The organism is Jannaschia seosinensis (assembly GCF_001408515.1).
In the GTDB taxonomy this organism is placed as follows: Bacteria; Pseudomonadota; Alphaproteobacteria; order Rhodobacterales; family Rhodobacteraceae; genus Jannaschia; species Jannaschia seosinensis.
The window spans coordinates 1-14,315 of the sequence record NZ_CYPR01000061.1; the positions used below are offsets into that span (position 1 = coordinate 1).

13 protein-coding genes and 1 pseudogene are annotated in these 14,315 nt (G+C 67.3%); 9 read left to right on the forward strand and 5 right to left on the reverse strand.

The window, feature by feature from the left end; translation table 11 throughout:
* On the forward strand, positions 1 to 263 hold a 263-nt coding region (locus tag JSE7799_RS05610), incomplete at its 5' end, for a glycoside hydrolase family 99-like domain-containing protein (RefSeq protein ID WP_055662750.1).
* Between the two features lie 22 nt (positions 264 to 285).
* On the opposite strand, the pseudogene JSE7799_RS20910 reads toward JSE7799_RS05610, so the two are convergent.
* Positions 286 to 1,054: pseudogene (locus tag JSE7799_RS20910) on the reverse strand (amidohydrolase family protein).
* 114 nt (positions 1,055 to 1,168) lie between these two features.
* Between JSE7799_RS20910 and rfbA the strand changes: the two are divergent.
* Positions 1,169 to 2,044, forward strand: a complete 876-nt coding sequence (gene rfbA, locus JSE7799_RS05620) for a glucose-1-phosphate thymidylyltransferase RfbA (protein ID WP_055662752.1) — start codon at positions 1,169 to 1,171, stop codon at positions 2,042 to 2,044.
* Here rfbA and choV read toward each other — a convergent pair.
* From choV to choX, 4 genes are all read right to left on the reverse strand, one after another.
* A complete protein-coding gene (choV, locus tag JSE7799_RS05625) occupies positions 2,021 to 3,061 on the reverse strand; it encodes a choline ABC transporter ATP-binding protein (RefSeq protein ID WP_055662753.1) in 1,041 nt (346 codons plus the stop codon). The two genes, rfbA and choV, sit on opposite strands and share 24 nt — an antisense overlap.
* Positions 3,058 to 3,258 (reverse strand): hypothetical protein, encoded by a 201-nt coding sequence (locus JSE7799_RS05630; RefSeq protein WP_055662754.1) that lies wholly within the window; start codon positions 3,256 to 3,258, stop codon positions 3,058 to 3,060. Before JSE7799_RS05630 ends, choV begins: the two co-directional genes overlap by 4 nt.
* Positions 3,258 to 4,091 carry a choline ABC transporter permease subunit gene (gene choW, locus JSE7799_RS05635; RefSeq protein WP_055662755.1) on the reverse strand — a complete coding sequence of 278 codons (834 nt, stop codon included), beginning with the start codon at positions 4,089 to 4,091 and terminating at the stop codon, positions 3,258 to 3,260. Before choW ends, JSE7799_RS05630 begins: the two co-directional genes overlap by 1 nt.
* 63 nt (positions 4,092 to 4,154) lie before the next feature.
* Positions 4,155 to 5,087, reverse strand: coding sequence for a choline ABC transporter substrate-binding protein (choX, locus tag JSE7799_RS05640; RefSeq protein WP_055662756.1), 933 nt, complete (start codon positions 5,085 to 5,087; stop codon positions 4,155 to 4,157).
* A gap of 118 nt (positions 5,088 to 5,205) precedes the next feature.
* Here choX and betI point away from each other — a divergent pair, with 118 nt between their 5' ends.
* From betI to JSE7799_RS05675, 7 genes are all read left to right on the forward strand, one after another.
* Positions 5,206 to 5,775, forward strand: a complete 570-nt coding sequence (gene betI / locus JSE7799_RS05645) for a choline-binding transcriptional repressor BetI (protein WP_055662757.1) — start codon at positions 5,206 to 5,208, stop codon at positions 5,773 to 5,775.
* Entirely contained in the window at positions 5,772 to 7,277 is a 1,506-nt protein-coding gene (gene betC, locus JSE7799_RS05650) for a choline-sulfatase (protein WP_055662758.1), read from the forward strand. Before betI ends, betC begins: the two co-directional genes overlap by 4 nt.
* Before the next feature lie 54 nt (positions 7,278 to 7,331).
* Positions 7,332 to 8,792, forward strand: coding sequence for a betaine-aldehyde dehydrogenase (gene betB / locus JSE7799_RS05655; RefSeq protein WP_055662759.1), 1,461 nt, complete (start codon positions 7,332 to 7,334; stop codon positions 8,790 to 8,792).
* 8 nt (positions 8,793 to 8,800) lie between these two features.
* Entirely contained in the window at positions 8,801 to 10,447 is a 1,647-nt protein-coding gene (betA, locus tag JSE7799_RS05660) for a choline dehydrogenase (RefSeq protein WP_055662762.1), read from the forward strand.
* A 101-nt stretch (positions 10,448 to 10,548) separates the two neighbouring features.
* Entirely contained in the window at positions 10,549 to 12,126 is a 1,578-nt protein-coding gene (locus tag JSE7799_RS05665) for an ABC transporter substrate-binding protein (RefSeq protein ID WP_055662760.1), read from the forward strand.
* A 222-nt stretch (positions 12,127 to 12,348) separates the two neighbouring features.
* On the forward strand, positions 12,349 to 13,515 hold the full coding sequence (locus JSE7799_RS05670; RefSeq protein WP_222101710.1) for a methyl-accepting chemotaxis protein: 1,167 nt from the start codon (positions 12,349 to 12,351) through the stop codon (positions 13,513 to 13,515).
* Positions 13,516 to 13,652: 137 nt separating this feature from the next.
* Positions 13,653 to 14,315, forward strand: a 663-nt coding sequence (locus JSE7799_RS05675) for an IS1380 family transposase (RefSeq protein WP_055662763.1), incomplete at its 3' end; no start/stop codon positions are given.

A 14,315-nucleotide genomic window follows, 5' to 3' on the forward strand; every position in this document is an offset into this window, starting at 1 on the left:
TCATGCCGTCCTGGGACAACACCGCCCGCCGCGGCCCATCCGCCCATATCGCCTGGGGCGCCAACCCGATGACCTTCGAGCGCTGGCTGGAGCGGCTCTGCGCGGAGCGGCTGGATCAGTCCTATCGCGGCGAAATCATCGTGAATGCCTGGAACGAATGGGCCGAGAAGGCGATGCTCGAGCCGTCACGCCAATACGGCGACGCGATGCTGCGGGTTCTCGAACGTCACTCCGGCGCCAAGGCGCGCATTCGCAAGGATTAGGCGCGGCGTTCCGGTGTCGAACCTATTCTTGACGGCACGTGGATGCGGGAAAAGGGACCACTGCCGCCGGATCATCTCGGCGCGCCGCCTCGCAGAGCCGCCGTCGGACCGGCTGCGGCCGCTTCCAACCCGTAGACCCGCACCGCATTACCGCCCAGAACCGCATCGCGCGCCGCCGCACCCAAGCTTGCCCGGCCTCGGTGACCAGACCGGAAAGCTTGCAACTCACGTTCGGCAGATCCGCCAGCCGGGCCATGCCCGCGCGCCAATCCGGCCCCGGATCGGTGCCGCCGGCGATGTGCGGCTTGGCGCAGTGGTCGATGATGACGGACAAGTCCGGCAGAGCGCGGACGACCCGCGCAAGCGGGGGGTTGCACGAGGGCGTCGAAGCACAGACCCCTCTCCGCCAGCGCGCGCAGACCGCGCATCGCCTCGGGGCGTGCGATCCAGCCGGTCTCGGAGATGTCCTGCAGCATCGGCCGGATACCGACCAGCTTCGGATCGCGCGCCAGATCCGCCAGCCGCGCCACCACGTCCGGCCCGGCGAGATCCAACCATCCGACGACGCCGCGCACAAAATCCGTCCCGGCGGAAAGCGACAGCAGGAACCGCGTCTCCGCCTCCGTGGCGGCGGCCTGCACCAGAACCGTCCCGACGATGCCATGCCGCGCAAGGATCGGCGCAAGTTCGCCCGGCAGCACGTCTCGCCGGATCGGCGCGACATCGTCGCCCATCCAGCCGTAATCGCCCCGCTCGATCCGCCAGAAATGCTGATGCACATCGATCCGCATGGCCGTCCTCCCGCGCACGATCCTGCCCGCCCGCGCCGCGCCTGCCAAGCCGCGACCTTGCGACGCGCCGGCGCCGCCGCTACTCCTTCGCCGCGTAAGCGAAGGAGCGCCATCATGACCGACCGCAAGGGCATCATTCTCGCCGGAGGCTCGGGGACGCGGCTCTATCCGGTCACGGTGGGGATCTCCAAGCAACTCCTGCCGGTCTACGACAAGCCGATGATCTACTACCCGCTTTCGGTGCTGATGCTCACCGGCATCCGCGAGATCGCGATCATCACCACCCCGCAGGATGCCGAGCAGTTCCGCCGCATGCTGGGCGACGGCAGTCAATGGGGCCTGTCTCTGACCTATATCGCGCAGCCTTCGCCGGACGGGCTGGCCCAGGCCTATCTTCTGGCCGAGGATTTCCTCGCCGGTGCGCCTTCGACGCTGGTTCTGGGCGACAACATCTTTTTCGGCCACGGCCTGCCCGAAATGCTGCGCGACGCCGATGCGCGCCGCACCGGCGGCACCGTCTTCGGCTATCAGGTTGCCGATCCCGAACGGTACGGCGTGGTATCTTTCGATGCGGAGGGCCGCGCGGTCGAGATTGTCGAGAAGCCTGAGGTGCCGCCGTCGAACTACGCCGTCACGGGGGTCTACTTTCTCGATGGCGACGCGCCGCGCCGCGCGCGGGAGGTGCGGCCCTCCGAACGTGGCGAGCTGGAGATCACGTCGCTTCTGCAGATGTATCTCGACGAGGGAACGCTCGACGTGGCCCGGATGGGGCGGGGCTATGCCTGGCTCGATACCGGCACCCACGAAAGCCTGCTCGATGCCGGCAATTTCGTGCGTACGCTGGAGCGGCGGCAGGGCCTGCAGACCGGTTGCCTGGAGGAGATCGCCTTCCGGGCGGGATGGATCGATCGCGATGTCCTGGTCGCGCAGGCGGAGCTTTATGCCAAGAACCGCTACGGCCGCTATCTACTCGGATTGACGGGCGGCTGAGGGACGCGCCAGCCGCGACAGGACGGCGGCGCTGTCGACGCGTCCGATGGTCTGGCCGCCCCGCTGCACCGGGATCGGGCCGTCCCGCATCGCGCAGAGCCGCATGAGATCGCGGACCGGCATCGCCGCCGGAACCGCCTCGCCCGACGCCTCGCCCGCCTCGGCGATGTCGCCCGCCGTCAGCACGCCGAGCGGGTTCATATGGGCGACGAAATCGGCGACATAATCGCTGGCCGGATCGGTGAAGATCTCGGCCGGGGTGCCGCATTGCACGATCCGGCCGCCATCCATGATCGCGATCCGCCCGCCCAGCTTGAACGCCTCGTCGAGATCGTGGCTCACGAAGACGATCGTCCGTTTGAGCCGCGCCTGAAGCTCCAGAAGCTCGTCCTGCAGCCGCGTCCGGATCAGCGGGTCGAGCGCGCTGAACGGCTCGTCCATCAGCAGGATCGGCGCCTCGGTGGCGAAGGCGCGGGCCAGCCCGACGCGCTGCTGCATCCCGCCGGAAAGCTCGCTCACCTTGTGATCGGCCCACTCCGTGAGGCCAACCAGCGCGAGTTGCCGCTCGACCATCTCGTTGCGCTCGCGGGCCTTCATGCCAGACAATTCGAGGCCCAGCCCGACATTCTCCCGCACCCGCCGCCATGGCAGCAGGCCGAATTGCTGGAATACCATCGCCACGCGTTCCTGGCGCAGACGCCGCAGCTTGCGCCCCTTGGCGCGCGTGACCGACACCATGCCGTCGCCGTCGTCGATCCGAACTTCGCCGCGCACCACGGGGTTGAGCCCGTTGACCGCGCGCAAAAGCGTCGACTTGCCCGATCCCGACAGGCCCATCAGCACGAGGATCTCGCCCTCGCCCACCTCGAGCGAGCAATCGTGGACGCCCAGGACCTGACCTGTCGCCTCCTGGATCTCGGCGCGGTCGCGGCCCTCGTCCATCAGCTCCAGCGCACTGCGCGGCCGGTCCCCGAAGACGATGGAGACGTTGTCGAAGGCGACGGCGGGGCGGGTCATGGATTTTCCTCCGATACGAAATGCAGCAGGCCCGCACGTCCCGAAGGCCCGTCGTAGGGATGATGGATCCCGTCGTTCACGATCACCTGCGGCAGAAACGGTGTCTCTGCGTCAAGGCAGGCGAGGTTGGCGCCGATCGCGTCGGGGTTCGAGCGGCGGCAATGATCGGTGTAGATGCCGCGCATCGCGTCTTGCATCACCGCCGCTCCATCCGCAGCATCCGGTCGAGCATGATGGCCACGACCACGATGACGAACCCGCTCTCGAAGCCGAGCGACGTGTTCACCTGGTTGAGCGCGCGCACAACCGGCACGCCCAGCCCGTCCGCCCCGACCAGCGCGGCGATCACCACCATCGACAGCGACAGCATGATCGTCTGGTTCAGGCCGGTCATGATCTGCGGCAGGGCATAGGGCAGCTCCACCTTCCACAGGGTCTGGCGCGGCGTGGCGCCGAACGCCTCGGCCGCCTCGCGCAGGGCCGGCGGCGTGGAGGCGATGCCCAGATGCGTCAGGCGGATCGGCGCGGGCAGCACGAAGATCACCGTCGCGATCAGGCCCGGCACCATGCCGATGCCGAAAAACACGATGGCGGGGATGAGATAGACGAAGGTCGGCAGCGTCTGCATCAGGTCGAGAACGGGCCGCATGAAGGCATAGAGCCGCGGTCGGTGCGCCGCCGCGATCCCGATCGGCACCCCGATCAGCATGCACACCAGACAGGCCGACAGCACCAGCGTCAGGCTCTGGGTCGTCTCCTCCCAGTAATCCTGGTTGAGCACGAACAGAAACCCGACCGCCACGAAGAGGGCGATGCGCCAGGAGCGCTGCATGTACCAGGTGAAGATGACGAAGACGGCGATGACGAACAGGGGATGCGGGGTCTGCATCACCCACAGGATCGCCTCGATCACCGCTTCCATCACCGCCGCGAGCCCGTCGAAAAACGGCTGGCCCACATTCTGAAGCCACGTGAAGGCCTCCGCCGCCGCGTCGCCCACCGGCAGCTTGTTGTCGATCAGCCATTCCATGTAAGACGTCCATCCTCGCGTGGGTCAGGGCGCGGGCCATCCGGGCCCGCGCCGCAGATCGGATCAATCCAGCGCCGCCTCGACGGCCGCCATCGCATCGCCACCGTCGAAGGTGGTCACGCCGTCGAGCCACTGCTCCAGCACGCCGGTATTCGCCGACAGCCATTCTTCGGCGGCCTCGCGCGGATCGGCACCCTCATCAAGAATCGCGCCCATGATCTCGTTCTCCATCTCAAGCGTGAATTCGAGGTTCTGCAGAAGCTGACCCACATTCTCGCATTCCTCGACGAAGCCTGCGCGCGTGTTGGTGTAGACCGTCGCGCCGCCCAGATCGGCGCCGAAATAGTCGTCTCCGCCCTCCAGATAGGTCAGATCGAAGTTGGCGTTCATCGGATGCGGCTCCCAGGCGAGGAACACGATCGGCTCGCCGCGGCGGGTCAGGCGTTCCACCTGCGCGAGCATGCCCTGCTCGGACGATTCCCGCACGTCGAACTCCGACAGGCCAAAGGCATCCTCGTCGATCATCAGCTGGATCAGGCGGTTGCCGTCATTGCCCGGCTCGATCCCGTAGATCCGCTCGTCCAGCGCATCGGCATGCGCCGCGATGTCGTCGAAGGAATCGATGCCCATCTCCGCGGCCACTTCGTTGGCGGCCAGCGTGTATTTCGCGCCTTCGAGGTTCGCGCGCACCGTGTCGACCGTTCCGGCATCCTTGTAGGGCGCGATGTCGGCCTGCATCGTGGGCATCCAGTTGCCAAGGAACACGTCAATGTCGCCCTCGGCCATGGAGGTATAGGTGATCGGCACCGACAGGACCTTCACATCCGTCTCATAGCCGAGCGCGTCGAGCAGGTAGGTCGTGGCCGCCGTCGTCGCGGTGATGTCGGTCCAGCCGACATCGGCAAAGGTCACTTCGCGGCATTCGGAATGCGTTTCGGCCAGCGCGGCGCCGGCGGACAGCACCAGCGTGGCGGCGGTGAGGGTCGTGCGAATCATGGATCGTCTCCCTTGTTTGCAGATCGGAACGCCCCGACCTTGCGGCGGGGCTTTTTATTGATTGACTGATCAATTAAGACAACAGCCGTCGAGAAGCAAATCGTGTCGAGAGAGTGGAATGCCCCGCATCGGAATGGAACCCCTGCGCCGCGACGCGCTGGTCCGTGCGACCATCGCCGAGATCGCCGAGACCGGCGCGACCGACATCACCGTCGCCCGGATCGCCAGGCGTGCCGGCATGTCGCCGGCGCTGGCGCATCATTATTTCGGGTCCAAGGACCGGATGCTGCTCGCCGCGATGCGTCACGTCCTGTCGGTCTACGGCGCCGAGGCGCGCGGCGCACTCGCCATGGCGGACGGGCCGCATGCCCGGCTCGAGGCGATCGTGCGCGCCTCCTTCACGCCGTCGAACTTCCGCGACGAGGTCGTGGCCGCCTGGCTGAACTTCTACGTCCGTGCCCATCGTGACGCGGGCGCGCGGCGCCTTCTGCAGGTCTATCACGCGCGGCTGCGGTCGAACCTGCTCCATGCCCTGCGCCCCCTGTCGGATGCGCCCGAGACCCTGGCCGAGGGGGTCGGCGCGATGATCGATGGCCTCTACGTCCGTCAGGCGCTGCGCCGGGACGCGCCGGACGGGGCGGATTGCGCCCGACTCGTGCTGGATTACATCGAGCGGGGGCTGGCGTGACCAAGCCCAACATCCTGATCCTGATGGTCGATCAGCTCAACGGGACGCTCTTTCCCGACGGGCCCGCCGAATGGCTGCACGCGCCGAACCTCAAGCGCCTCGCCGCAAGGTCGCGCCGGTTCCGCAACGGCTATACCGCCTCGCCGCTCTGTGCGCCCGGGCGGGCATCGTTCATGTCGGGCCTGCTGCCGTCGCGCACGCGGGTCTACGACAACGCCGCCGAATTCGCCTCGGATATCCCGACCTACGCCCATCACCTGCGCCGCGCGGGCTACCGGACGTGTCTGTCGGGCAAGATGCATTTCGTCGGCCCCGATCAGCTTCACGGGATGGAGGAGCGGCTGACCACCGACATCTATCCCGCCGATTTCGGCTGGACGCCCGATTACCGCAAGCCGGGCGAGCGGATCGACTGGTGGTACCACAACATGGGCTCCGTCACCGGCGCGGGCGTGGCCGAGATCACCAACCAGATGGAATACGACGACGAGGTCGCGCATTTCGCGAAGCAATGGCTCTACGACGCCGCGCGGGGTCACGACGAACGGCCGTGGTGCCTGACCGTCAGCTTCACGCATCCGCACGATCCCTACGTGGCGCGCAAGCGGTTCTGGGATCTCTACGCGGATTGCGACCACCTGCTGCCGCCCGTGCCCGAGATGCCCTACGAGGCGCACGATCCCCATTCGCGCCGCCTCCTCGACGCCAACGACCGCGGCAATTTCGACGTCTCGCCCGAGGACATACGCCGCGCCCGGCAGGCCTATTTCGCCAATATCTCCTATCTCGACAAGAAGGTGGGCGAGGTGCTGCAGGTTCTGGAGGATACGCGGCAGGAGGCCGTCATCCTCTTCGTCTCCGACCACGGCGACATGCTGGGCGAGCGGGGGCTCTGGTACAAGATGAGCTTTCTCGAAGGCTCCGCCCGCGTGCCGATGATGATTGCCGCGCCGGAGGTTGCGCCGGGGCTCGACCTCACGCCCGTCTCCAACGTCGATGTCTGCCCGACGCTCTGCGATCTGGCCGGCGTCGACATGAGCGAGGTCGCCCCGTGGGTCACGGGCGAATCCCTCGTGCCGCTGGGGCAGGGCGGGACGCGCGTGACGCCGGTGGCCATGGAATACGCGGCCGAAGGGTCCTGCGCCCCGCTGGTCGCCCTGCGGCAGGGGCGGTGGAAATACACCAAATGCTCCCTCGACCCCGAGCAGCTTTTCGACCTTGAGGCCGATCCGCACGAGCTGACCAACCTCACGGATGATCCCGCGCATGCCGGCACGCTGACCGCCCTGCGCGCCGAGGCCGATGCCCGCTGGGATCTCGCCCGCTTCGACGCGGAGGTCCGCGAGAGCCAGGCCCGCCGCCACATCGTCTACGACGCCCTGCGTCAGGGCGGCCACTATCCATGGGACTGGCAGCCGATGCGCGTGGCGAGCGAGCGGTACATGCGCAACCACATGGACCTGAACATCCTGGAAGAGGCGCAGCGCGCCCCCAAGGACTGAACGCGATTACCCATGGGTAATCGCCGCAACCTGCTGATCCGATTGAGGTAAAAAATGACCAGACCCGATGCGCAGCCCGCCGCCAGCCACTTTGTCGATGGCGCCTATGTCGAGGACACGTCCGGCGACGCCATTCCCGTCATCTATTCCGCCACCGGCGAAACGGTCGCGACGGTCCATGCCGCGACGCCCGAGATCATCGACCGCGCGCTCGACTCCGCGACCCGCGCACAGACCGAATGGGCCCGCACCGACCCGGCGGAGCGGGGGCGCGTCCTGCGCCGTGCGGCCGACCTGCTTCGGGCGCGCAACCGCGAATTGTCGGTGCTCGAGACGCTCGATACCGGCAAGCCCCTGCAGGAGACGCTGGTGGCCGATGCGGCGTCGGGCGCCGACGCGCTGGAATATTTCGGCGGTCTGGCCGTCGACGTGACCGGCACGACGATGCGCTTCGGCGACGACTGGGCCTATACGATCCGCCGCCCGCTGGGGGTCTGCGCCGGGATCGGCGCGTGGAATTACCCGACCCAAATCGCCTGCTGGAAGGCCGCGCCCGCGCTCGCCACCGGCAACGCGATGGTGTTCAAGCCGTCCGAGACGACGCCGCTCTGCGCGCTCAAGGTGGCCGAGATCCTCGTGGAGGCGGGTCTGCCCGCGGGGCTCTTCAACGTGATCCAGGGCGCGGGCGAGGTGGGCGGCCGCCTCACCACCGATCCGCGCGTCGCCAAGGTCTCGCTCACGGGATCGGTGCCGACGGGGCGCAAGGTGGCGGCGGCCGCAGCGGGCGGCATGAAGCACGTGACGATGGAACTCGGCGGGAAATCCCCGATCCTCGTCTTCGAGGATGCCGATATCGAGGATGCCGTGTCGGGCGCGATCAACGGCAATTTCTATTCCTCCGGACAGGTCTGCTCCAACGGCACGCGGGTCTTCGTGCAGGAGGACGTCGCCGAGGCGTTCCTCGACCGCCTGCGGGTGCGGCTGGACGGCGTGCGCTCCGGCGACCCGCTCGACGAGGCGACGAATTTCGGACCGATGACGACGCAGGCGCAGATGGAGATCGTGCTGCGTCATCTCGACACCGCGCGGGCCGAGGGGGCGACGATCTTCGCGGGCGGCGGGCGGATGGCGCGCGACGGCTTCTGGATCGAGCCGACCGTGCTGACGGATCTGACCGACGACATGACCTGCGTGCGCGAGGAGATCTTCGGGCCCGTCATGTCGGTCCTGACCTTTTCCACGGAGGAGGAGGGCGTCGCGCGCGCCAATGCCACCGAATACGGCCTTTCGGCCGGGCTCTTCACCCGCGACCTCGCCCGGGCGCACCGCGTGGCGGCGCGGCTGGAGGCCGGGACGATCTGGATCAACCAATACAACCTGACGCCTGCCGGGATGCCGTTCGGCGGCTCCAAGGCCTCGGGCATCGGGCGCGAAAACGCGCGGATGGCGATGGACCATTTCACCGAGGCCCAGAGCATCTATGTCGGCATGGGCCCGGTCGAGGCGTCGTTCTGATGCCCGGGATTTCAGCGGATTACGTCATCGTCGGCGCCGGCAGCGCCGGCTGCGCGATCGCCTATCGTCTGGTGGAGGCGGGGCATACGGTCGCGATCATCGAACATGGCGGCTCCGATGCCGGGCCGCTGATCCAGATGCCGGGGGCGCTGTCGTTCCCGATGAATATGCCGCGCTATGACTGGGGCTTCCGCAGCGAGGCCGAGCCGGGCCTGGGCGGGCGGGAGCTCGTGGTGCCGCGCGGCAAGGTCCTTGGCGGGTCGAGCAGCATCAACGGCATGGTCTATGTGCGCGGGCATGCCTGCGATTACGACCACTGGGCCGAGGCGGGCGCGGCGGGCTGGTCCTTCGCGGACGTGCTGCCCTATTTCAAGCGGATGGAGACGTGGCACGATAACGGCCATGGCGGAGATCCCGAGTGGCGCGGCACGAACGGGCCGCTCCACGTCACGCGGGGCACGCGCGCGAACCCCCTCTACCGCGCCTTCGTCGAGGCCGGGCGCGAGGCGGGCTATCAGGTCACCGACGATTACAACGGCGTCCAGCAGGAGGGCTTCGGCCCGATGGAGCAGACGGTCTGGAAAGGCCGCCGGTGGTCCGCCGCAAACGCCTACCTGCGCCCCGCAAAGGCGAGCGGGCGGCTGCGGATCGTGCGCGGGCTTGCGGAACGGATCGCCTTCGACGGCAACCGCGCCGTCGGGGTCGAACTTGCGGGCGGGCGGGTCGTGCGGGCGCATGGGGAGGTGATCATCGCGGCCTCGGCGATCAACTCGCCCAAGCTTCTGATGCTGTCGGGGATCGGCCCGGCCGGGCATCTGCGCGACCACGGGATCGAGGTGCGGGCCGACCGGCCGGGCGTCGGCACGAACCTGCAGGACCACCTGGAAATCTACGTCCAGATGGCGGCGAGCCGTCCGATCACGCTGTTTCGCTACTGGAACCTGCCGGGCAAGGCCTGGGTCGGGGCGCAATGGCTTTTTTCGCGGACGGGGCCGGGGGCGACGAACAACTTCGAGAGCGCCGCCTTCATCCGGTCGCGTGCCGGGGTACGGTATCCGGATATCCAGTATCACTTCCTGCCGCTTGCGGTGCGTTACGACGGCAAGGTCGCGGCCGAGGGGCACGGCTTTCAAGCGCATGTCGGGCCGATGCGCTCGAAGTCGCGCGGCGACGTCACGTTGCGCGACGGCAATCCCGCATCCGCCCCGCGCATCCGGTTCAACTACATGAGCCATCCCGACGACTGGGTCGATTTCCGCCGCTGCATCCGCCTGACGCGCGAGATCTTCGCGCAGGACGCCTTCGCGCTCTACCGCAAGCACGAGATCCAGCCGGGCGAGGGGGTGCAGACGGATGACGAACTCGACGCGGCGATCCGCGAACATGCCGAAAGCGCCTATCACCCCTGCGGCACCTGCCGGATGGGCGCGGCCGACGATCCCGGCGCGGTGGTCGATCCCGAATGCCGCGTGATCGGCGTGGAGGGGCTGCGCGTGGCCGACAGCTCGATCTTTCCCCGGATCACCAACGGCAACCTGAACGGCCCGTCGATCATGGTGGGCGAAAAGGCGGCCGATCACATCCTGGGACGGCGTTTGCCGCGTGAGAACGCACAGCCGTGGATTCACCCCGACTGGGCGAATGCGCAGCGCTAGGGCCGCCTGCGCCGCCGCGTGACGCTTGCGTCCGTGCGCCAACGGTGGTCCCTTGCAGGCATGAGCCCCGCCAAGGGGCCGTATCCAACGGGAGACCTTCCATGCTGAGAACCACAGCCATCCTGACGACGCTGGCGCTGACCGCCGGCGTCGCGAATGCCGAGACGCTGCGCTGGGCGCGCGCCGGCGACAGCCTGACGCTCGACCCCCATGCCCAGAACGAGGGGCCGACGCACACGCTGTCGCACCAGATCTACGAACCTCTCATCATCCGCGACGTCACCGGCGCATTCGAGCCGGCGCTGGCGACCGAATGGTCGGTCAACGAGGACGACCCGACCGTCTGGACCTTCGAGCTGCGCGAGGGCGTGACCTTCCACGACGGGTCCGAATTCACCGCCGAGGACGTCGTCTTCAGCTTCGAGCGCGCGAAGTCCGACAATTCCGCCATGAAGGAGTTGCTGACCTCGATCACCGAGATCCGGGCGGTGGACGACCACACGGTCGAGTTCGTCACCGAGGGTCCGAACCCGATCCTGCCGGCCAACTTCACCAACCTGTTCATCATGGATTCGGGCTGGGCCGAGGCCAACGACGTCGTCGAGGTGCAGGACATGGCGTCGGGCGAGACAACCTTTGCCGCCACCAACGTCAACGGCACCGGCCCCTACACCCTCGTCAGCCGCGAGCCGGACGTGCGGACCGTGCTGGAGGCCAATCCCGATTACTGGGGCGTGGATCAGTTCCCGCTCGACTTCGACCGGATCGAATACACGCCGATCCAGAACGCGGCCACGCGCGTCGCGGCGCTCCTGTCCGGCGAGGTCGACTTCATCCAGGACGTGCCGGTGCAGGATCTCGGCCGCGTGGGCGAGACCGAGAACCTCGTGGTCAAGACCGCGCCGCAGAACCGCGTGATCTTCCTCGGCATGAACATGGGCGCCGACGACATTGCGGGCGACGACGTGGAGGGGGCCAACCCCTTGTCGGACGTGCGCGTGCGCCGGGCGATGAACATGGCCATCAATCGCGACGCCATCCGGCAGGTCGTGATGCGGGGCCAGTCGCTGCCCGCCGGCATGATCGCGCCGCCCTTCGTCAACGGCTGGACCGAGGAGCTCGACGCCGTCGAGCCGCAGGACATCGACGCCGCCAAGGCGCTGATGGAGGAGGCCGGCTATGGCGACGGCTTCTCGCTGCAACTCGACTGCCCGAACGATCGCTACGTCAACGACGAGGCGATCTGTCAGGCGGTGGCGGGCATGCTGGGCCAGATCGGCATCACCGTGAACCTCAACGCGCAGACCAAGGCGCTGCACTTCCCGCTCATCCAGAACGGCGAGACCGACTTCTACATGCTGGGCTGGGGCGTGCCGACCTATGACAGCGAATACATCTTCAACTTCCTGACCCACACCAAGGAAGGCGATCGCGGTTCATGGAACCCGACCGGCTTTTCCGACGCGGAAACGGACGCGAAGATCGTGAGCCTGGCCTCCGAGACCGACCTCGAGGCGCGCAACGCCACGATCGCCGAGATCTGGCAGACGATGCAGGATGAGCGGCTCTATATCCCGCTGCACCACCAGGTCCTCAACTGGGGGATGACCGAGCAGGTCGGCACCGAGGTCAGCCCCGAGGACGATCCGAAGTTCAAGAAGTTCTCCGTGGTGGAGTGACGCCAGCGGCATGACCTTCGCGAAGGGGCCCTGCGGGGCCCCTTTCCTGTTTGTCGGAGGGTGCCGGCCCCGGCGGCGATGTTCCTGACGCCGGATCTCAACGTTATGTTCATTCCCGGTCGGTATCCGCCGCAAAGCAGCCGTGATGAGCTGCGTCGCACGAGGTTCGGGTCCATGCGCAAGCTGTTTCAACGCCGCCGAGGTGCCGGTGTCCCGGCATGGATGCTGAGCAGTGCCTTGGAGCAGGCGATCGATGCGGTGGTGCTGATCGATGCCACGAATGCGGTCATCTATTTCAACGACGCGGCCGAACGGCTCTGGGGCTATGCGCGGGACGAGGTTCTCGGGCGGAATGTCTCGATGCTCGTCCCCGAAGCGCACCGGCACAATCACGACGCCCTGATCGACGCCAACCGGACCACCGGCCATAACAAGATCGTGGGCACCAGCCGCGAGGTCACCGTTCATCGCCACGACGGAGAGATCGTGCCCGTGAGCCTCGCCCTATCAAAGATGCGCATCGGCAAATCGTGGGGCTACGCCGCCTTCGTGCGGGACATGTCCAAGGAGATCGCGGCGCGCCACCGCATGCTCGACCGCGCGAGCGGGAGTGTCGATCTCGTCGCCGCGGATTGCCAGGAGGTCGCGGGCCTGTCGACCAAGATCAGCAACGCCGCCGCCCGTCAGGCATCCTCCGCGCAGGAGGCATCGTCGGCCATGGAGGAGATCGCGGCTTCGATGCGGCATTGCGCGGAAAATGCCGCGACCACCGAGACCATCGCCAAGAGCTGTTCCGTCGATGCCCAGCGCGCCGGCGATGCCGTGTCCCGCGCCGTTGCCGCCATGTCGGCCATCGCCGAGAAAATACGCGTGGTGCAGGAGATTGCGCGCCAGACCGACCTTCTGGCGCTGAACGCCACGATAGAAGCGGCGAGTGCGGGGGTGCACGGGAAAGGGTTCGCTGTCGTGGCCGACGAGGTGCGCAAGCTTGCCGAGCGGGCCCAGGTCGCGGCGTCCGAGATCGGCCGTCTCTCCCACGAGACGCATGAGGCGTCGCACGAGGCCGGGCGCGAGATTACCGCCCTCGTCCCCGAGATCGCCCGCACCGCCGAACTGGTCGAGGAGATTTCGGCCGCCACGCGCGAGCAACAGGTCGGCGCCGAGCAGATCAACCGGGCCATCCGCGATCTGGATCACGTGATCCAGGAAAATGCGGCCACGGCCAAGGCATCCACGGTGACCAGCACTTCGCTCACCGAGCGGTCCGACGATCTGCGCGCGCTGATCGAGGCGCTGCGCGATGGTGTCGAGAACGGCGCGACGCGCCCTGTCGGGCCGGGGACTGCCGTGCCGCAGAAACCGCTGCGTGTGGTCGCCGCGGCAAGTTAGGTGCGGGTTAGGCTCCGCCTGTACACCTAACCCGGATAATTCACGAGAAGGCGGCGGAGGTGGCATAACCGTCTGAAACTATGTATTTTTTGGTTATTGACGCCAAAGATTCAGATTTCAGCAGGACGACCTCCGCCATGACCCAGTCTACGTGCTCCACGCCCCGCCTGTCACGCCTTAACGGTAAGCCGGTCCTACTCGGGTTTGACGGCGCCGACATGAGCTCCGACGCCGGCCTGACCCTGCTGCGCGAGATCGAGCGCAGGGCGGGTCTGGCGCAGCGGCTCGCAGATTGCCTGCACGATCCGCGTGACCCGGCGAAAGTTCAGCATAGCCTGTGCGACATCATTCGGTTCCGGATCATGATGATCGCGGCGGAATATGAAGACGGCAACGACGCGGCAGCCCTGCGGTACGATCCCAGCTTCAGGATCGCACTGGAGCGTGGCCCGGAAACAGGGCCGGCCTTGTGTTCGCAGCCGACGATCTCGCGCATGGAAAACCTGCCCGACGCCCGCGCCCTTATCCGCATGGGCCGCGAGATGATCCGGTTCTATTGTCACTCCTTTGCGCGCCCCCCAAGCCGGATCGTGCTCGATATCGACGATACCTTTGACGCGGTGCATGGGCACCAGCAGCTGCGCCTGTTCAATGCGTTCTACGACGAGTTCGGCTTCCAGCCGATCGTCGTGTTTGACGGTGAGGGCCGGCTCGTGGGGACACTGCTGCGCCCGGCCCGCCGCCCCAATGGGGCCGAGAGCGCGGCCCATATCCGCCGGTTGATCCGGCAGATTGCCAGG

Bases quoted from the DNA above. Each gene is read 5' to 3' on its own strand.
- rfbA (WP_055662752.1), top strand. From the start codon at position 1,169: ATGACCGACCGCAAGGGCATCATTCTCGCCGGAGGCTCGGGGACGCGG.
- choV (WP_055662753.1), bottom strand. From the start codon at position 3,061: ATGACCCGCCCCGCCGTCGCCTTCGACAACGTCTCCATCGTCTTCGGG.
- JSE7799_RS05630 (WP_055662754.1), bottom strand. From the start codon at position 3,258: ATGCAAGACGCGATGCGCGGCATCTACACCGATCATTGCCGCCGCTCG.
- choW (WP_055662755.1), bottom strand. From the start codon at position 4,091: ATGGAATGGCTGATCGACAACAAGCTGCCGGTGGGCGACGCGGCGGCG.
- choX (WP_055662756.1), bottom strand. From the start codon at position 5,087: ATGATTCGCACGACCCTCACCGCCGCCACGCTGGTGCTGTCCGCCGGC.
- betI (WP_055662757.1), top strand. From the start codon at position 5,206: ATGCCCCGCATCGGAATGGAACCCCTGCGCCGCGACGCGCTGGTCCGT.
- betB (WP_055662759.1), top strand. From the start codon at position 7,332: ATGACCAGACCCGATGCGCAGCCCGCCGCCAGCCACTTTGTCGATGGC.
- JSE7799_RS05665 (WP_055662760.1), top strand. From the start codon at position 10,549: ATGCTGAGAACCACAGCCATCCTGACGACGCTGGCGCTGACCGCCGGC.
- JSE7799_RS05670 (WP_222101710.1), top strand. From the start codon at position 12,349: ATGCTGAGCAGTGCCTTGGAGCAGGCGATCGATGCGGTGGTGCTGATC.